The sequence below is a fragment of the Acinetobacter sp. F16 genome (genome assembly GCF_052712855.1).
Window position 1 is genome coordinate 20,967 of record NZ_JBRATK010000015.1, and the last position, 19,308, is coordinate 40,274.

The window sequence follows — 19,308 nt, forward strand, 5'->3', positions numbered from 1 at the left end:
CTATGGATGCCTTGATATTTAAAATAGCCATCTTTGTAATTTTATTTGCGGTGGGCTGGGGCTTTGGCCGATATACCGAAAGAAAGCATTTAAATGAACTGAATCGACAGGAACAGCGTCTGGCTTATATCACACTGGATAATAGCCGCTTTAAAATCTCTCCACATCTGGGACAAATGATCAGTAGTAATGTAGTCATTTCACATGATTACTTTAAATATGTGATTGCCAATATCGAAAACTTTTTTGGTGGGCGTTTAACCCGTTATGAAAGTGTGGTTGAACGTGCCCGACGTGAAGCCATTGTGCGTTTAAAACTGGAAGCGGAAAAAATGGGCGCGACCCATATTATGGGCTTGCGTTTAAGTACCACTGAACTGGGCATGCAAGGCGGGATGGTCGAAGTCTTTGCTTATGGCACGGCGATTCAATCGTAAATCCTCCCCAGCCCTCCTTTCATAAAGGAGGGAGAAAAGCATAGTCCCTCTTTAATAAAGAGGGATTTAGGGAGATTGTTTGTCACTTTCCCCTTCTATACTCAAAATATATTGCGAGTGTATTCATCTTTAAAAAAGGATGGAGCTTTGCTTACTTCACCTTCATCTTGCGAATCATTTTATACAGTGTAGATGGTGACAAACGCGAAACTAGAACGCCCAGTTTTTCTTTAGTACCACCAACCACAATATATTCTTCATCAGCAAGCAGAGACTTGACTACAGTTTTCGCAAATTCCTCCGGTTGTAAGCCGTTTTCAATCGCTTCATCCTGATGACCCTGTGCTTTACCTTCGCCATTTAAGGCATTAAATGAAACATTGGTTTTCACAAAGCCCGGGAAAATGACCGAAACGCCTACGCCTTCATCCGCCACTTCAGCACGTAAGCTGTTGGCCCACATATGAATCGCTGCTTTCGCTGCCGAATACGAGGCACGGTATTGCGTACCCAATAACCCTGCGACACTGGAAACAAAGGCAATTCGACCTGATTTTTGTTTCAGGAAAGTTGGTAAAACGGTTTTGGTCAGAAACACTTGCGAGAAATAATCCACTTCCATGATGGCGCGTTCAGTTTGCATGGTGGTATCGGCAATCAAGGCACGCTGACTCAGTCCGGCATTATTGATCAACCAATCAATACGCCCCTTTTGATCTAACACCTGTTCATAAGCATGACGAACTTGAGTTTCATCGGTAATGTCGGCAACAACAGAAATATGCTGATCGGGATTGGCTAAACTTTGGCGAACATTTTCCAGTTCATCCTTACGACGGGCAGTAAGTACAACCTGCGCCCCTTGTAAGGCACACTCTTGCGCAAGTGCCTTACCCAAACCTGAAGATGCCCCTGTAATCCATACCACTTTATTGTTTAAACTGCCCTGCTTCGCCATATTGTTGTTCCTAATTACACTTACGATTAATAATGCGTTGAGACTTAATGTATGAATATCTTAATACATGGATAGCTTATTAATGTTTTTGCTCATGATTTAAAAACCTCAGAAAATGATCAAAATAACGATAGGTCATTTGCGAATCATACTGGGTACCCAGTTTTTCCAAACGCTTATAGCCCATCTGTGTAGTCAAATGAATCACGCCATTTAAAGTTTTATCCACCACCACATTGAATTTCAATATGTTTTTGGGTTCACGGACCAGACTGGTCACGCCTTGATCGATCATCTGGGTAAATGCTTTCAAGCCTGGCGAAACATAATGGGTATTGCCGTTTTTGAGCTGCTCTACACATTCCAGCAATTCCACCACCAGGACATGATCGACACTATAAGAAATATAATTCTGACCATTTTCCTCATAGGCCTTATCTTTCAAATAATTCACCATCGGGATCAAGCGGTCATTGCCAAAGAAAGAAACCGACCATGGCATATATTTGCGTACGGTATCTAAAATTTGCTGCACCATTTTTTCAGATTCCTGATCGGCTGTAGTCGACAATCGCGCAATTTCACCAAAAACCTGATCGACAACTTCACAGGAAATATCTGCCAGCACCTCGCCTAAAGGCTTGGCTAAACTTTGCGTTTCTCCCTGATTCAATTGCTGATGAATCTGCTGAAAGCGCTGATGGGTTTCTCGGGTTAATTTTAAAGAAACTAAATAGCTCATAGCGATAACATCCTTTTTAGAATTGTATTGCGATCATTCGCGCTGTTTTTATTTAACTCTTATCATAAGTTCTTATTCAGTGTATGCCAATTGCATAAAGTTTGCATTTGGTGAAGCTGCCTCATTCGGTAATTTTTTTGCTACAATAGTCCTAATTTTTTATTCACTTTTGATCTGTTCTGACTATGACTGATTCTGCGCAAAATATTGCTACGACATACGATCCTACCGAGATCGAGAAAAAATGGTACAAGACCTGGGAAGAGAACGGCTACTTTAAGCCATCTCAAAAAGGCGACTCATTCTGTATCATGATTCCGCCACCAAACGTCACTGGTAACTTGCACATGGGTCATGGTTTTAACAATGCCATTATGGATGCCTTAACCCGTTACAACCGTATGTCTGGTAAAAACACCTTGTGGCAACCGGGGACTGACCATGCGGGTATCGCAACCCAGATGGTGGTTGAACGTCAATTGGCAGCACAAGAAATCAGCCGTCATGACTTGGGCCGTGAAAAGTTCATTGAAAAAGTCTGGGAATGGAAAGAACAGTCTGGCGGTAACATCACCCGTCAAATCCGTCGCCTCGGTTCGTCTGTAGACTGGTCACGTGAACGTTTCACCATGGATGACGGTCTTTCAAACGCTGTAAAAGAAGTCTTCGTACGTTTACATAAAGAAGGCCTGATTTACCGCGGTAAACGCCTGGTTAACTGGGATCCTAAACTCCAAACTGCCCTGTCTGACCTTGAAGTTGAATCAGTAGAAGAAAAAGGTTCACTTTGGCATTTCAAATATTTCTTTGAAGATAAAGACCTTCGTACCAAAGATGGCAATGACTTCTTGGTTGTTGCTACAACGCGTCCTGAAACGTTGCTTGGTGACTCGGCTGTTGCAGTACACCCTGAAGATGAACGCTATGCACATCTTGTCGGTAAAAACATCGTTCTGCCAATTTCAGGCCGTTTGGTCCCTGTTGTTGCCGATGAATATGTTGAAAAAGACTTCGGTACAGGCTGTGTAAAAATCACTCCTGCACACGACTTTAATGACTATGAAGTAGGTAAACGTTGCAACTTGCCAATCATTAACATCTTCAACAAAAACGCTGAAGTGTTGGCTGAGTTTGAATACATTGCCAAAGCTGGCGAACAGATTTCTAAAACCATTGCTGCACCTGCGGACTATATTGGTTTAGAGCGTTTTGCTGCACGTAAAAAACTGGTTGAACAAGCCGAGGCTGAAGGCTGGCTAGATCAAATTCAACCATACGACTTGAAAGCACCTCGCGGTGACCGTTCAGGCGTGATCGTTGAACCATTATTGACTGACCAGTGGTACGTGAAAATTGCACCACTTGCTGAGCCTGCCATTAAAGCGGTAAAAGATGGCGACATCAAATTTGTTCCAGAACAGTACAGCAATATGTACATGGCCTGGATGAACAACATTCAAGACTGGTGTATCTCACGTCAACTCTGGTGGGGTCACCGCATTCCGGCTTGGTACGATGTAGATGGCAACATTTACGTGGGTCGTTCTGAAGCTGAAGTACGCGAAGAAAATGGCATTGCGGCTGATGTAGAACTGAATCAAGACGAAGACGTTTTGGATACCTGGTTCTCGTCTGGTCTTTGGACATTCTCAACTTTAGGTTGGACTGGCGACGCGAAAAAAGATGCAGAAAACTACTTCCTCAATACCTTCCACCCGACTGATGTATTGGTGACAGGTTTTGACATCATCTTCTTCTGGGTGGCCCGCATGATCATGATGACCATGCACTTCATGAAAAATGAAGACGGCACGCCACAAGTTCCGTTCAAAACTGTGTATGTTCATGGTTTGGTGCGTGATGGTGAAGGTCAGAAAATGTCTAAATCTAAAGGCAACGTGCTTGATCCTTTAGACCTGATTGATGGTGTAGATTTAGAGACTTTGGTACAAAAACGTACTACAGGACTCATGAATCCGAAACAGGCGGCGAAGATTGAAAAATCAACCCGCAAAGAATTTCCGGAAGGCATCCAGTCTTACGGTACAGATGCAGTTCGTTTCACCTTCTGTGCACTTGCCAACACTGGTCGTGACATCAAGTTCGACATGAAACGTGTTGAAGGCTACCGTAACTTCTGTAACAAAATCTGGAATGGTACCCGTTTCGTTCTGATGAATGTTGAAGGTCAAACTGTAGGTCAAACTGCACGTCCAGACCTTTGGGAATTGCCTGAACAATGGATCGTGAGCCGTTTGCAAAAAGCGGAACAAGCGGTTCAACAAGCATTTGCAACCTATCGTTTAGACTTGGCTGCGCAAGCGATTTACGAGTTCATCTGGAATGAATACTGTGACTGGTATGTCGAGTTAACCAAACCAGTTCTGAACGATGAAAATGTCTCTGAAGAGCGTAAAGCGGAAGTTCGTCGTGTTCTTCTTGCGGTAATGGAAGCATCTTTACGTCTTGCACATCCAATCATGCCGTACTTGACTGAAGAAATTTGGCAAACCCTTGCACCAATGATTGGTTTGGGCGGTGAAACCATTATGACTGCGGCTTACCCTGTTGCGGATCAAGCATTGATTAACGACCAAGCTGAAGCAGATATGCAATGGCTACAAGGTTTGATTGGTGCGGTACGTAACATCCGTGGTGAAATGGGATTGGGTAATGCGCGTTTACTTCCAGTGTTGATGCAAAACATTACTGATGCGGAAGTTGCGCAAATTTCACGTATCGAGCCTTTGTTTAAAGCATTGGCGAAAGTGGAAAGCATCACTTACCTGGCAGATGGCGAACAACCACCATTATCATCTTCATCTGTAGTCGGTCATGCCTCTGTATTTGTTCCAATGAAGGGTTTAATTGACCCTAAAGCGGAATTGGGCCGTTTGCAGAAAGACTTTGATAAAGTTCAAAAGCAGCATGACCAAATTGCAGGGAAACTTGCCAATGAAGGTTTTGTGGCAAAGGCACCTGCGGCTGTAGTTGAAGGTGAGAAAGTGAAACTTGCTGAATTTGCTGATCAGTTAGTTAAAATTCAAGCGAATATGGATCAGATTGCAGCGCTTTAATTATTAGCAATTTAATCTAATTCAATGTATAAAGGGCTGATTATTCAGCCCTTTATAATTTTATGACTTTAGAAAAAGAAAGTTGGTGTGTTCGTTCTATAAAATATTTAGAGAACAACTATCATCATTTATATAAAAACTTTGAAGCCCTAATTCTTTTTATGCTGAGTGCATATTGTCTCGCCGATTTTACAACTTTAAAAAACGATATTACTGCATTTGTCAGTTCAATCAGTAGTGATCATATTGATAGTTGGTTAATGTTTAAAAATATTCTTTATTCTTATCCATTTTATTTAATTATATTATTGCTTGCTATATCAATTTTTATTACCCGCAAAGTAAGCAATGAAACTAAAACTATTGAAGAAGAAAATCAAAATTTGAAAAAACAAATTCAATTAAAAGAAACAGAACTAATTAACACTAAAATGCAATTAAATGAAGCTGAAGAAGCTATAGATATTTTAAAAGATAGCAATCTAGAAACATCATTTGAAATAGGCAGTAAATTTATTGCATATCTTTTTCAAAAATGGGGCTTAACATCTAGAGAGTGTATAAATTTATATTTAGAGGTCGAAGGTCATTTTGTTTTGAGTGCTAGATATGCTTTAGATGCTAAATTCACAGAAATTCATCGAAAACAATTTCCAATTGATCAAGGTATCATTGGTGATTGTTGGCGCTTGAAAAGAAGATTCATCAAAAATTATCTAAATAACAACCAACAATATATTCGTGAATGTATTAAACACAATTTTACTGAACAAGAAGTTAAATCGTTTACAATGAAGAGTAAAAGTATTATTGGTTTTCCTATTTATAGAGATGAGTTTGAAGTTTGTGGTGTACTAATCGTCGAATCTACACAGCTTAATTGGGACTTTGATGAACACTCTAAATTAACTGACGAATATCGAATACTTTTTAGACAATTTCTTTTACACTATGAAAAAACTATAAATGCTTGTCAAAGGGAGGCTGCATAATGAATCACTCTCTAAATGATCTAATCAAATATTTTTGTAGTGCCTACCCTCATTCTCAAGAGCTTTCTAAAGCTCGTTTGACCAAAATGATTTACCTAGCAGATTGGGAAAATTACAAAGATAGTCAAAAACAAATTTCAAATATTGCTTGGTATTTCGATAATTTTGGTCCTTACGTGACAGATGTTATAAATATCGCTTATGAAGATCCAGAAGTAAGAGTTGTTTCAACTAGAACAATTTATGGAACAGACAAAACTCTGATTGAATATAAAGGTCAAAAACCTATATTGGATGAATCAGTTAAAAATGTCCTCGATAAAGTAATTGAGGGTACAAAATCTCTATCTTGGAAAAGTTTTATTGACTATGTATATGCAACACCACCTATAAAGCAGTCTGCAAGATATAATTACTTAGATTTTTCTAAATTTATTTAACCCTCACCCCAGCCCTCTCCCATAGGGAGAGGGAGCATCTATTGTGAATTCAATTTTCATTTGATACGTAATGAAGTTCCCTCTCCTTGTAGGAGAGGGTTAGGGAGAGGTGCTTTTGATTTTAAAACCCTCATCCCCCGCCTTCTCCCAGAGGGAGAAGGCGCTTCCATTACTTATCACCTTTTAATTTTAGGCAAATTTCCCACAAATCCTCCAACACCTCATCCGTTTTATTCAACACCTCATGATTCCAGTACCGTACAACCTTTAAATCCAAAGCCTCTAAAAACTTCGTCCGTTCTGCATCGTATGCAATAGCATCATCTGTACCATGATGACTACCATCAAGCTCGATTACTAAACCAATTTCATGACAGTAAAAATCCGCAATATACGGCGCAATCACATGCTGACGGCGAAACTTCAGATTCATAATTTGCTTGGCACGAATTAATTGCCACATGAGCTGTTCAGCATCGGTAGCAAAGTGGCGCAAGGATTTGGCGAAGATTAAAAGTTGGGGATCTATTTTCATTCTTATTTCCCTCTCCCTAGCCCTCTCCCATAGGGAGAGGGAACTTTCATTGTGATTCTAATTTTTGTCGGTAAATTCTCAAATTGAAATTCTAGCTTAAATTAAATCAATAATGGATTTTCCCTCTCCTTTCAGGAGATGAGCATCCTCAAAATATATTTTGACTGCGCAAGGGAGAGGTGCCTTTAAAATTATAAAGCCCCATGCTCCAACAACATCTCCAAACCTTTTACCCGGCTCATATATTTAAGCCGTTCCTTTTCCCATTTCAGTTGCTGTTTAATGGCTGCAGTGTCGGCATCAATTTGCTTATATAAATCAGTAATCTGAACCTTTCCTTTGGACTTTTGCACAGCAATTTGGGCATTCTCTGACCAAACCAGTGAATCAATAATGTCATCTATTCGGCTATCGAGCTGCTGACTTTGTGCATCAAGTGCCAATTTATAAAACTTGATTTGATCTGTAGTTAAACCTTTTTGTGTTGTTCCTCTATTTTGCTCAATCTGTATTTGCAATTTGAGTAAATAAAACAAATCCTGCTTCTCATAAGCAGCATTGGCATGTTGCAACATTTCTGTTTTTTCAAGTTTCTTGCTTTCGTCTTGTTCACGGTCAGGGTGAATCACCGCAGCAATTTTTAAATACACGGTTTTCAGCGACTGCTCTGCCATTTTCTGTGCTTGCTCTCGTTTCTCCTGCTGCTTTTTAAGTTTGGCTTGTTCACGTTGCTGTTCGTGCTTTGTATTATCCCAATCACCGAAGGGATCAAATGCTGTTTCATCAGCATCTGATTCAGCACTTTCAAACTTAAAATCTGTTTCAGCTAAAGACTTTTTCTTGGCTTTTTTCGCGTTTGTATGTTCTGCATATTGCCGGTAGAAGGTATCAATTTCTTCGACGGTATTGGCTTGTTGCTCGGACAAGGCTTTAGAGTCTTTTAAGTACGCTGCAAGATGTTGGATTTTTTCATCAAGCAGCATGACTTCAGCTTTTGAAAATTCACCGCCATGTAAATGTTTCCATAACTGTTCAAGCTGCTGAAACAATACAGTGTGCAATTCGTTATACACCGGCACCAAGGTTTGACGCGCGTATTGTTGAATGTCGTTTTGGGCTTTTTCCCATGCTGCCAAGTCTACTTTTTGCTGTTCAATTTTTTCTATCAGACGATTGAGCTTTTTCTGCTGGGGCGAAAGCTCTGCGTCTGGCTGAACCGTGGTTTTTAAATTGAAAGACATAGCGAAGAAAAAAGCAAAAGAAAAACTATAGCAATATTCCTGATTCAATGACAGACAAGTGTATGGCAAGCAAAGTATAGGATTTGCTGGAAAGATGATGCCTGATACGCAGCACCTGCTATAACAACGCTTCAGCTCAGATTATCTTATGCCGCATTCCGCGTGTGAAATTTAAAACTACAAATTGGTTTATTGGCTTATTCAACTTTTTATTTTTTCATACTGGTTATTTTCAATTAACTAAGTTACTCAAATAGTGGCAGTTCTTTACCGAACTATAAACATACATCCTGCTCTACTGGTGCATAGTATAAAAAGAATCATGAAGCAATTATAGAAAGGAACAGCATACATGGATTGGGCCAGTATCTTTATTCATGACACCACGTGGACATTTGCCGCAGAAATCACCATACGTGTAATTCTCATGTTTATCATGATTATGATCTTTCTGCGCTTAACCGGGAAACGGGGTATTCGGCAACTTTCCATTTTCGAACTGGCGATTATTTTATCTCTCGGTTCCATTGCCGGTGACCCGATGTTTACTGAAGATCTGCCGCTAATCCAGGCGCTGCTGATCATGAGTATTGTCATTATCCTGTATCGCCTGACCACCTGGCTGATGATGAAATACCAACCCTTTGAAGACTTGATCGAAGGAAAGTCGCTTTATATTGTAGAAGATGGGGTACTGGTTCTGGATAAGATTAAACGCGGCAAAATGTCGCATGATGAATTCTTTGCTGAAATGCGTCAGCAAGGCATTGAGCATTTAGGTCAGGTACGTGCCGGCTTACTGGAAACTGACGGTAAATTTAGTATTTTATTGTTCAAACCCGATGAAATACGCTATGGCCTGCCGCTTTTCCCCAAACAGTATCAGCAAACCACGCAAGTAGAACCGGACACCTGTTATGCCTGCATGTATTGCGGCCATGTCGATTATATTTCCAAGCCGGATCAGCAATGTTCACGTTGTAAATGTTGCCGCTGGGCCAAAGCGCTGAATAGTCAGATGTTAAGCTAAATTGTCATAGCTTCTGAATATTTTTATCTTTCGTTCAAATCAAACTGCCTTAAACTTTAGTCGCAAGTCAAAATGAGGAACGCACTCTGGCATGTTTCCTGCTGTAGTTAAAGTCGCTTGCTATACCGGGTTTTGGCTAAAAAAATGGTTATTTCCTAAACATTTATCATTAACAAATTCTGCATAAATTTTGCTTGAGCAATACTAGATAACTCGCTTAAGATGAAATTGATGCAGTCTTGCATGAATAATTACAACAGCATCATTTGTGCATAACTTGATAGATGGATCAGTCCAAGACCATAAGCAAATGATCAATAAAATACACAAAAGGAGTTTTGTACATGACCTCTAAACGCACCCTGACTTCGCTACTCTGCGCAAGCGCCTTTATGTTTGGCTTAACGGCTTGTAGCGACAATAAAGCTCCTGCTTCAAATGACCAGCCTGCAAGCGGTGCAGATACGGCATCTTCAGGCACCCTCGATAAAATCAAGAAATCTGGCACCATCGTGTTGGGCTATCGCGATTCTTCTATTCCATTCTCTTATATTGCCGACAATCCGAATCAACCGGTCGGTTATGCGCATGACCTGCAATTAAAAGTGGTTGAAGCGGTTAAACAAAAACTGAATATGCCGGACCTGAAAATTCGCTATAACCTGGTGACCAGCCAAAACCGTATTCCTTTGGTTTCAAATGGCACCGTTGATTTGGAATGTGGTTCAACCACCAACAACAAGGAACGTCAGCAACAGGTCGATTTTTCTGTCGGTTTCTTTGAGGTTGGTTCGCGTCTGCTTACCGCTAAAGATTCAGGGGTGAAAGATTTCACCGATCTTAAAGGCAAAAAACTGGTCACTACTGCCGGAACAACATCCGAGCGTTATATTCGTCAACATCAGCAAGAGCTTGGCATTGGTGAAATTATTTCTGCCAAAGACCATGCAGAATCATTCCTTATGCTACAAAACGGACGTGCCGCTGCCTTTATGATGGATGACATCTTGCTTGCCGGTGAAAAATCTAAAGCTTCGGATCCGAACAAGTGGGAAATTGTCGGTACCCCACCCATTCAAGAAATTTATGGCTGTATGCTGCGTAAAGGCGACACAGGCTTTAAACAAGTGGTCGATGATGCGATTAAAGCCGCTTATAGTTCGGGTGAAGTTAACAAAATGTATGAGAAATGGTTCCAGCAACCTATTCCACCAAAAAATATCAATTTAAACTTTAAAATGTCAGATCAGCTTAAAGCGTTAATTGCTACTCCACACGATCGCGATCAATAAACTTTAAAACAACATACTTTCAAAGTCAGGTAAAAGAGATTTTTACCTGACTTTTCAGTGGAGTCACTATGAATTATAGTTGGAATTGGAGTGTTTTGTGGCAATCCACAGGGGTCGGTGACAGTACCTATTTGCAATGGGTTTTAATTGGTCTGGGCTGGCTGTTGGTGATTGCGCTTGTTGCATGGACTATTGCCATGGTTTTGGGCAGTATTCTGGGCATCATGCGAACCTTGCCAAGCAAAACTGCCCGTGCTATCGGAACGGCTTATGTCACCATTTTCCGAAATGTACCGTTGCTGATTCAATTATTTATCTGGTTTTATGTGGTTCCCAACTTTTTACCGTCAGTCATTCGCAATTGGTGGATTAATGACTTGGGTGCCAATACCACGGCGCTGATTTCTGCCAGTGTCGGTTTAGGTTTATTTACCGCTGCACGGGTCTGTGAACAGGTACGTACAGGCATTGAAGCCTTGCCGGTTGGACAGGTAAATGCCGGTTATGCCATGGGTTTCAGTACCGCTCAACTTTACCGCCACGTCATTTTACCGCAGTCTTTTCGTACCATTTTGCCACCACTCAGTTCAGAGCTGACCAACTGTGTCAAAAATACTTCAGTCGCTTCACTGGTCGGTGTTGCGGAAATTATTTCCCAAATGAAAACCATCAGTGAATATACGCAAAATACCATCGAGATTTATACCATTGTGACCGTGATTTTCATTGTGATTAACGTCTGTTTAATCTCGGCAATGACCTTGCTGGAAAGACGCTTGCATGTACCCGGTTTAATTGCAGGAGGCAAATAATGGAATGGCTCTCTGCATTTTTAAATGACTTACAACTCTCTGGCCCTGCTTTATGGCATGGTTTCAGCATCACCTTAAAAGTGGTCTGTATTGCCACAGTCGGTGGTATTTTAATTGGCACGATACTGGCTTTAATGCGTTTATCTTCCATTAAAGTTTTTAACTTTATTGCACAAGGTTATGTGAACCTGTTCCGCTCCATTCCTCTGCTGTTGGTGCTGATGTGGTTCTACTTTGCGGTACCTTTTATTTATACTGCAGCAACGGGAAATTACCTGACCATTGATACCGCGCTGGTCTCAAGTATTGTGGCTTTTATGCTGTTTGAAGCCGCCTACTTTTCTGAAATTGTGCGTGCCGGTATTCAGTCCATTCCGCGTGGACAATCCGCAGCGGCTTCTGCTTTAGGCATGAGTTATGGGCAATCGATGCGACTGATTATCTTGCCGCAAGCCTTTCGCAAAATGACCCCGCTACTGCTGCAACAAACCATTATTTTATTCCAGGATTCCACCATGGTCTATGCCATCGGTTTACTGGACTTTTTCAGAACCAATTATGTTCGTGGTGACCTGATGTCGCTGCTGACCCAGTACATTTTATTTGCAGGTTTGGTGTATTTCACCATTAGTCTTTTGGCCACTTATGCTGTTAAAAAATTACAAAGAAGGTTACGCGTATGAATGATAACAAAGTGATGATCGACATTCAGAACGTGAGTAAATGGTACGACAAATTTCAGGTACTCACAGATTGCACGACGCAAATTCGCCAAGGTGAAGTGGTGGTGGTCTGTGGTCCTTCGGGTTCGGGGAAATCAACCTTAATTAAAACGGTCAATGGTTTGGAAGCCTTTCAGCAAGGCAATATCACGGTCGACGGAATTTCGATTAAAGATCCGAAAACCAATTTAAACCTATTGCGCAGTCGCGTCGGTATGGTATTTCAGCATTTTGAATTGTTTCCGCATTTGACCATTACTGAAAACTTGACCATTGCCCAGATTAAAGTTTTGGGACGTTCTGAAGCAGAAGCCAAGAAAAAAGGTCTGGCGTATTTAGACCGGGTTGGACTCAGTGCGCAGGCCGATAAATTCCCTGCACAACTGTCAGGTGGACAACAACAGCGTGTGGCGATTGCACGTGCCTTAAGCATGGACCCGATTGCTATGCTGTTTGATGAACCGACCTCGGCACTTGACCCTGAAATGATTACCGAAGTATTGGACGTGATGGTGGGGCTGGCCAAAGAAGGCATGACCATGATGTGTGTCACGCATGAAATGGGCTTTGCCCGTCAGGTCGCAAATCGTGTAATTTTTATGGATCAGGGCAAAATTGTTGAAGACTGTACCAAGGATGAATTCTTTAATACCCAGCGTGGTGAACGTGCCCAGCAATTCCTGAATAAAATCTTGCACTAAATATATCAACATTTAAAAAAGCAGATCATATGATCTGCTTTTTTATTGGGATGCAATTATTCAAGAACCAGGCGTGCATTGGTCGGTTGCACAGGACGGTTATTCGGGTGTTCCATCAGACTTGAAAATGCCTGAATCTGCTGTTTCGATGCTTGTTGAATATCTTTAAGTACAATCCAGCGTACCCCTTCTGAACACGGCGGCGTGGTTAAAGAACCATTGAAACGATAGTAATCTAACTTTTCAGGTAAGAATGCAGCAGCTAAATCCTGATGTTTCAGCTGTACGACATTGCCTGGTTTTTTTGGTAATTCTTTCCAGAGCTGTTTCAGCTTTTTATTTTCCTGACCTTCTTCAAACATTACAGCGATAACCGCTAACTCGCCTTGTTCAGTGGCATGCACCAAATGCATTTCCATGGCAAAGCTTTTTCCTTTAATGGTGTTTTCGCTTGGACTATGTAAATGAAATTGTTTCAGATGAAAGACTTTGTGCTCTAAATCAAGAGTACTGCCCTGAGCAAAATTGATTTGCACGGTACGATTATTATTGATAATGGTGTCCGCTTTTGAGCTGTAATTCAATTTTAAAGCAGGCAGTGTTGCAGATACGGTTTGATCAATATTAATCGGCGCTTGATTCACCCCTTCGCAGGCTTGATATTCAGGCTTGATTTTGCCCCATTGTGCTGGTGCAGTCTGTGCAGCATAGCCCCAGTCAAATTGAGTTCCTTCTGCTGCAAAGGTATTAAAACCAACCAGTGCCAGTAATCCGAGCATACTCCGTTTCATCTTTAACCCTTAAAATCAATATAAAATGAGCACTTATCTTCTAGGGTTAAAACTGCGATATCAAAACCAAAACTACCATTTCGTTATGGATTTTGTATCCCATATTGATTAATTATTCATCTTATATAGGTTTAAGATATCCAGTTCCCCCTACTTCATGGATATCTAGCTCACACTGCATTTAAATTTAGAATGAGTATAAATTTTTCAAAACGCACCATCATTGATGATAAAAACAGCTAAAACTGCTTCATCAAACTGCATTGCTTACCTTACTTTTAAATTATCTTGAAATTATTTTTAATATTTTAGCTCAATAACATTGCCACTATTCAGTGCCATGGGAAAATGCCGAAAAAACAGACAAAATCATAAGTTCTAAATTTAATTTAGTAATCATATATTTATATATACTCTAAATTAAATATTTCGCCTCAAATTGGTGCATAAAATGCATTTAAAAATCATGCTTTGCTTTATATCGAGTCTTGAGCCTTTTTTTAAATGAATAATCAATATTTTCCTTTTCCAAAACCCTTCCTCAAATTTTATGCCTCGATATACTGATCTTCTTTTTGTGAAAAACAGCACTAAAATGGGGCTAAAATATGCAGAATATTGATTTACTCTTTCTCCTTCTTGGTGCAGTTTTAGTTTTAGCCATGCATGCAGGTTTTGCATTTTTGGAGCTGGGCACAGTACGCCATAAAAACCAGGTCAATGCACTGAGTAAAATTCTGACTGACTTCTCTATTTCAGCCATCGCGTATTTTTTTGTTGGCTATTACATTGCTTATGGACAACATTTTTTCCATATTGGCACAACTTTAGCCGCAGATCATGGCTATAACCTGATGCGCTGTTTCTTCCTGCTGACCTTTGCTGCGGCTATTCCTGCCATTATTTCTGGCGGTATTGCTGAACGTGCAAAAATGCGTTCCCAAGCCATCGCCACCTTATTATTGGTCGCCTTGATCTATCCTTTCTTTGAAGGCATTGCATGGAATGGCAACTTGGGATTGCAACAATGGTTAGAAAGCACATTTGGTGCAAGTTTTCACGACTTTGCCGGTTCTGTCGTGGTGCATGCCATGGGCGGATGGATCGCTTTAGTTGCCGTCATCTTACTGGGAGCGCGTCATGGGCGTTATAAAAAAGATGGCCGTGTGAGCGCACATCCACCCTCTTCCATTCCTTTTCTGGCTTTGGGTTCATGGATCTTAATCGTGGGCTGGTTTGGCTTTAACGTGATGAGCGCGCAACGTTTGGATGCTATTTCCGGTCTGGTGGCGATTAACTCACTCATGGCGATGGTCGGTGGAACCGTTGCTGCCAACTTCATGGGCAAAAATGACCCGGGCTTTTTACATAATGGTCCTTTGGCGGGCTTAGTGGCCATCTGTGCAGGTTCTGATGTGGTGCATCCGGTTGGAGCGCTTATTATTGGAGCAGTTGCAGGCATGATCTTCGTGAAACTCTTTACCTATACCCAAAATAAACTTAAAGTCGATGACGTACTCGGTGTTTGGCCATTACACGGCGTATGCGGCACATTTGGCGGCTTGGCCGTGGGTGTTTTCGGACAACAATGGTTAGGCGGACTCGGCAATGTGTCCATGATTTCGCAAATGATTGGTACACTACTGGCAATCTCGATTGCACTTGCTGGCGGCTTTCTGGTTTACGGTGCACTTAAAATCACCATGGGCATCCGTTTATCCCAAGAAGATGAATTTCGTGGTGCAGACTTGTCTATCCATAAAATTTCAGCCAATTCAGAAGAAACTATTTTTTAAACCTTATTCTTTAACCTGTTCTTTAAACCTAATTACGATTTTCAGCGCGACTCGAAAGAGTCGCTTTTTTTTATCTGTGTAAATGTCACTTTTATGTCTAATAATAGATAAGGGACAATGAGCATTATAAATATTGTTTAATTTCAGCTAAATTTTGAATCGTATGTTTTGGCTGCTGACCGTCAACCTCATGAAAACCTTTAAGCCATAAAGCCTGCATGCCCGCTAGGGTCGCGCCTTGTATATCATTGACTGGATGATCGCCAATAAAAAGACAATGTTGCGGCTTAACATCCAATTGCCGGCTGGTATGCAGAAAAATTTCCGGATTCGGTTTGCTCATCCCGACCAGTTCAGAACTGATAATTTCATCAAAATAATGGCTAAAACCCAAGCCTTGCAAAATGGTTAAACGGGTGGCATGTCCCCCATTGGAAACCACTGCCAGTTTATAACCCTGCTGTTTTAATTCTGCTAATAAGCTATTCGCGCCTGGCATGGCCACCGCAGATAATCCAAATTGCTGAAACCAGAATTGAGTGAGTTCTTCAAAATCAGGCAGACTGTTCCAGTTCAGTTCGTGCTGTAGCGCATAAGCCACAGAAGCTGCAATACTCGGATGAGTGAGTAACTCTTTTTTAGGGTAGCCCCCATTATCAATACGGCGAATAATCGACTGAATCTGGCTGATCTCAGCATGCTGTAATTGCTGCTGATAGGTGTTCGCCAAATGTTGGTATGCGCCAAGATACTTTGATCACGATGGGTTAAGGTATTATCCAGATCAAATAAAACAGCACGAATCGTCATTTTAATACCTCACAAATCTTGTGGGCTAATGTAGCACCGAAGACATTCTGGATTATGCTGTTTCCTGAATATGCTTATCAAGATTTAGCACAAAGTTATTGGCAAATTTGCATAATCATATCCCCACAATCTTCCAAGGTTCATATACAGATTCGGCCATCACTTAAGTCTAGATTAAGCTTTTGCTGTTTTAATAACGCAAATAAAATCAGTCGATCTTTTTTATGCACGACAAGCAACGCTTCCTCCTCTACCAAGGCTGCTTCCTGGTCATCAGTTTTTGTATGCTTTGGGTCTTTTTTCCGGTCGGTGGATCACTAGACCTTGCCCTGATTCATCCTTGGGTGAGTGAATCAGGACAATTCTTACTACGTGATAACTGGTATTTAGCCGAACTGAATCACCGCTATGTGAAAGATCTGATCATTTTGGTCTATGCCAGTTTTTTTATACTCTGGCTGGCATCATTCAAAGTTAAAAAGTTAAAACCGCTACGTTGGACCTATGGCTATTTCTTTTGCATGGTGATTCTCTCGACCTCGATGGTTGGGTTGCTAAAATCTCAATCCGCCCACGCCTGCCCTTGGAATATCACTATTCCAACATCTCAGGGCTTTTTCTGGGATTTTTCCGCCAGCAAAGGACATTGTTTCCCGGGTGGTCATGCCTCTACCGGTTTTGCGCTCATGGCAGGCTATACCGTCTTTCGCCTATCCAATAAAAAGCGCGCCTACTTTTTTCTGGTCTCGGGCTGTATTTTGGGGTTTGCCATGGGCTGGGCACAGATGATGCGCGGAGCGCATTTTCTCAGTCATAATCTATGGACGGGATGGATTATCTGGATGGTAAATGTGGTATTTTATTTAGTTAATTATAAGCGTTTTACAAGGAATCCAGCTTCTCAAGAATGATGGATTTTTTAAATTGGTCTGGTCAGCGGCAATTGCACATTCACCTGTAAACCGCCCAGACTGGCACTTGTTGAAAAAGAAATGCTACCGCCTAACCGTTCCGTGGCTTTATCGACTATAGAAAGACCTAAACCGCTACCCATTTCTAAATGATGATGAATCCGATAAAAACGTTTCAAAATCTGCTGGTGTAACTGGGGAGCAATCCCCGGGCCACTATCTTCAACTTGAACCATGGCAAAACCGGCTTGTTCAAATACAGAAACATTTATCACCCCTTGATTCGGCGTATATTTAATCGCGTTATCAATCAGGTTAAAGATAATCGAATGCACCGCTGATTCCTGACTATGCAATACCACATCTTCCTGACGCTCCATCCCCAAATCAATTTCTTTTTGCATGGCTAAGTGAATTAACTGCTCTACGCAATTGGCTGCGACCTGATTCAGTAAAAATTGCTGCTTGCTTTCCACCTCCAGAATTGAAGCATCCTGTTTGGCCAGATTAAGTAACTGGCTGACCAGATGTTGAATCCGAATTAACCCCTTACTTAAATTTTGTAAATTGTGATCTTCTGGAAACTGTTTTAACAGGATCTGCATTTGTAAGTTTAATGCAGTAATCGGCGTGCGTAATTCATGTGCGGCATCGGCAATAAACTGTCGCTGTTCCTGTTGCGAAGATGAAATACGCTCAAATAAATAATTCATTTCCGTAATGGTCGGTACAATTTCAGCAGGATAATCATTGAGTTGTATTGCTCTTAATTCGTCTGAGTCGCGCTGTGCCAATTCAGCTTTAAAGTCATCCAGTGGCTGTAAACTTCGACTGATAATCCAGCTTAAGCCCCAAATCACAAAAGGCATAAACAACAAATAGGGAATAAACATACTGCCGGCAAGCTCGAGTGCCAAACGCTGCCGAGTCGCTTGCTGCTGGCTGACCTGAACCTGATAGTCTTTTAAAGGTAAAACATAAGTATGCCAAATATCTTGGGTGGTTTTGTGGGTGTAAAATCCTGCTTTCTGAACCGGATGTAGCAGCAAATTTATAGCATGGGTTTTATGTTCTTGACGTGCATAAGACCAGACATCCACAAACAGATCTTCTTCATGATAATGCTTGGAGGGATCAAACTGGCTTTTTACCGGTTCCGGATCATGTGCCGCGACGCGCTCTGCTAAATTTTTCATCTGCGCATCTAAAACTTCATTAATTTCTTCCAGCGCAATCCGATAAGCTGAAAAAATCAACAAGCAGCCCAAGGCAATACTAAAAACAGAAATATAGATAATCAGGCGTTTTTTTAATGAATACTGTGACTGCACCAGTTAAGCCCTTAGAGTTGTCCGAGTCGATAGCCTAGCCCACGAATGGTGCGAATAAAATCTTTACCCAGTTTGGCACGTAAATGATGCACATAGACCTCAATGGTATTGCTGCTTACTTCGCTATCCAGATCATATAACTTATCTTCTAAATTGGCTTTAGAAAAAATCTTGTTTGGATGACTGACCAAAGGAGTCAAAATTGCCCATTCACGATTGGAGAGATCAATATATTGCCCTTTGAATTTGGCAATATGCTGCTCGACATCCAAGACCAAATCACCATAACGTAAAATTTGCTGGCTCTCTTGAAGTGCAGATTCAGCTCCACTACGGCGTAACAAAGCGTGAATACGTGCTAATAATTCATCAAACTCATAAGGCTTAATCAAGTAGTCATCTGCACCATTGTTCAATCCGTCCACACGGTTTTGCAACTGGTCACGCGCGGAAATAATCAGCACCGGTAAAGTTGGCCACTGCTGACGCATCTGTTTCAGTACCTGCATACCGTCCATCATCGGTAAGCCCAGATCGAGTAGAACAATATCAAATTTTTCTTGTGCTAATCTCTTTAAACCATCAATGCCATTATTGACCCACTCCACATCAAATTGCTGGTATTTCAGCAACGTCATGCTGGATTCAGCAATCATAAAATCATCTTCAATCATTAATATTTTAGTCATG

General features: G+C 41.2%; 18 protein-coding genes and 1 pseudogene. 11 read left to right on the top strand and 8 right to left on the bottom strand.

What is annotated here, in order from left to right; all coding sequences use genetic code 11:
• Positions 1 to 2 precede the first annotated feature (2 nt).
• On the top strand, positions 3 to 437 hold the full coding sequence (locus ACU0NF_RS09665) for a YbjQ family protein (RefSeq protein WP_445660971.1): 435 nt from the start codon (positions 3 to 5) through the stop codon (positions 435 to 437).
• A gap of 151 nt (positions 438 to 588) precedes the next feature.
• Here the strand turns inward: ACU0NF_RS09665 and ACU0NF_RS09670 are convergent, their stop codons facing one another.
• The gene (locus tag ACU0NF_RS09670) at positions 589 to 1,395 is read right to left on the bottom strand and encodes an SDR family oxidoreductase (protein ID WP_445660972.1); all 807 of its coding nucleotides are present in this window, start codon (positions 1,393 to 1,395) and stop codon (positions 589 to 591) included.
• Between the two features lie 79 nt (positions 1,396 to 1,474).
• Positions 1,475 to 2,137, bottom strand: a complete 663-nt coding sequence (locus tag ACU0NF_RS09675) for a hypothetical protein (RefSeq protein WP_445660973.1) — start codon at positions 2,135 to 2,137, stop codon at positions 1,475 to 1,477.
• 185 nt (positions 2,138 to 2,322) lie between these two features.
• Here ACU0NF_RS09675 and ACU0NF_RS09680 point away from each other — a divergent pair, with 185 nt between their 5' ends.
• The 3 genes from ACU0NF_RS09680 (at position 2,323) to ACU0NF_RS09690 (ending at position 6,646) form a co-directional block, all read left to right on the top strand.
• Positions 2,323 to 5,214: a valine--tRNA ligase gene (locus ACU0NF_RS09680; RefSeq protein WP_445660974.1), complete on the top strand. Its 2,892-nt coding sequence runs from the start codon at positions 2,323 to 2,325 to the stop codon at positions 5,212 to 5,214.
• Between the two features lie 62 nt (positions 5,215 to 5,276).
• Positions 5,277 to 6,206 (top strand): GAF domain-containing protein, encoded by a 930-nt coding sequence (locus ACU0NF_RS09685; RefSeq protein WP_445660975.1) that lies wholly within the window; start codon positions 5,277 to 5,279, stop codon positions 6,204 to 6,206.
• On the top strand, positions 6,206 to 6,646 hold the full coding sequence (locus tag ACU0NF_RS09690; protein ID WP_445660976.1) for a Panacea domain-containing protein: 441 nt from the start codon (positions 6,206 to 6,208) through the stop codon (positions 6,644 to 6,646). Before ACU0NF_RS09685 ends, ACU0NF_RS09690 begins: the two co-directional genes overlap by 1 nt.
• 169 nt (positions 6,647 to 6,815) lie before the next feature.
• Here the strand turns inward: ACU0NF_RS09690 and ACU0NF_RS09695 are convergent, their stop codons facing one another.
• Positions 6,816 to 7,181, bottom strand: coding sequence for an endonuclease domain-containing protein (locus ACU0NF_RS09695; protein ID WP_445660977.1), 366 nt, complete (start codon positions 7,179 to 7,181; stop codon positions 6,816 to 6,818).
• 191 nt (positions 7,182 to 7,372) lie between these two features.
• Positions 7,373 to 8,422: a molecular chaperone DnaJ gene (locus tag ACU0NF_RS09700; RefSeq protein ID WP_445660978.1), complete on the bottom strand. Its 1,050-nt coding sequence runs from the start codon at positions 8,420 to 8,422 to the stop codon at positions 7,373 to 7,375.
• 352 nt (positions 8,423 to 8,774) lie between these two features.
• Here ACU0NF_RS09700 and ACU0NF_RS09705 point away from each other — a divergent pair, with 352 nt between their 5' ends.
• The 5 genes from ACU0NF_RS09705 to ACU0NF_RS09725 all read left to right on the top strand — a co-directional run bounded on the left by ACU0NF_RS09705 (position 8,775) and on the right by ACU0NF_RS09725 (position 12,979).
• Positions 8,775 to 9,452 (top strand): DUF421 domain-containing protein, encoded by a 678-nt coding sequence (locus ACU0NF_RS09705; protein WP_131266934.1) that lies wholly within the window; start codon positions 8,775 to 8,777, stop codon positions 9,450 to 9,452.
• Positions 9,453 to 9,796: 344 nt separating this feature from the next.
• The gene (locus ACU0NF_RS09710) at positions 9,797 to 10,744 is read left to right on the top strand and encodes a transporter substrate-binding domain-containing protein (RefSeq protein WP_445660979.1); all 948 of its coding nucleotides are present in this window, start codon (positions 9,797 to 9,799) and stop codon (positions 10,742 to 10,744) included.
• Positions 10,745 to 10,812: 68 nt separating this feature from the next.
• Positions 10,813 to 11,556 (top strand): amino acid ABC transporter permease, encoded by a 744-nt coding sequence (locus ACU0NF_RS09715; protein WP_131266938.1) that lies wholly within the window; start codon positions 10,813 to 10,815, stop codon positions 11,554 to 11,556.
• Positions 11,556 to 12,239, top strand: a complete 684-nt coding sequence (locus ACU0NF_RS09720; RefSeq protein ID WP_131383882.1) for an ABC transporter permease subunit — start codon at positions 11,556 to 11,558, stop codon at positions 12,237 to 12,239. The genes ACU0NF_RS09715 and ACU0NF_RS09720 overlap by 1 nt, the downstream gene beginning before the upstream one ends.
• 14 nt (positions 12,240 to 12,253) lie before the next feature.
• Complete coding sequence (locus ACU0NF_RS09725; protein WP_171255174.1) at positions 12,254 to 12,979, top strand: amino acid ABC transporter ATP-binding protein; 726 nt, start codon at positions 12,254 to 12,256, stop codon at positions 12,977 to 12,979.
• Positions 12,980 to 13,035: 56 nt separating this feature from the next.
• On the opposite strand, the gene ACU0NF_RS09730 is transcribed toward ACU0NF_RS09725, so the two are convergent.
• Positions 13,036 to 13,770 (bottom strand): carbonic anhydrase, encoded by a 735-nt coding sequence (locus ACU0NF_RS09730; RefSeq protein WP_445660980.1) that lies wholly within the window; start codon positions 13,768 to 13,770, stop codon positions 13,036 to 13,038.
• A 608-nt stretch (positions 13,771 to 14,378) separates the two neighbouring features.
• On the opposite strand from ACU0NF_RS09730, the gene ACU0NF_RS09735 reads away from it, so the two are divergent.
• Positions 14,379 to 15,566 (top strand): ammonium transporter, encoded by a 1,188-nt coding sequence (locus ACU0NF_RS09735; RefSeq protein ID WP_445660981.1) that lies wholly within the window; start codon positions 14,379 to 14,381, stop codon positions 15,564 to 15,566.
• Between the two features lie 124 nt (positions 15,567 to 15,690).
• On the opposite strand, the pseudogene ACU0NF_RS09740 reads toward ACU0NF_RS09735, so the two are convergent.
• Positions 15,691 to 16,376 (bottom strand): annotated as a pseudogene (locus ACU0NF_RS09740) (HAD family hydrolase).
• A 224-nt stretch (positions 16,377 to 16,600) separates the two neighbouring features.
• Here ACU0NF_RS09740 and ACU0NF_RS09745 point away from each other — a divergent pair.
• Positions 16,601 to 17,287 (top strand): phosphatase PAP2 family protein, encoded by a 687-nt coding sequence (locus ACU0NF_RS09745; protein WP_445660982.1) that lies wholly within the window; start codon positions 16,601 to 16,603, stop codon positions 17,285 to 17,287.
• A gap of 8 nt (positions 17,288 to 17,295) precedes the next feature.
• On the opposite strand, the gene ACU0NF_RS09750 is transcribed toward ACU0NF_RS09745, so the two are convergent.
• Positions 17,296 to 18,618, bottom strand: coding sequence for an ATP-binding protein (locus ACU0NF_RS09750; protein WP_445660983.1), 1,323 nt, complete (start codon positions 18,616 to 18,618; stop codon positions 17,296 to 17,298).
• Positions 18,619 to 18,629: 11 nt separating this feature from the next.
• Positions 18,630 to 19,307 carry a response regulator transcription factor gene (locus ACU0NF_RS09755; RefSeq protein WP_445660984.1) on the bottom strand — a complete coding sequence of 226 codons (678 nt, stop codon included), beginning with the start codon at positions 19,305 to 19,307 and terminating at the stop codon, positions 18,630 to 18,632.
• Position 19,308: the final 1 nt, after the last annotated feature.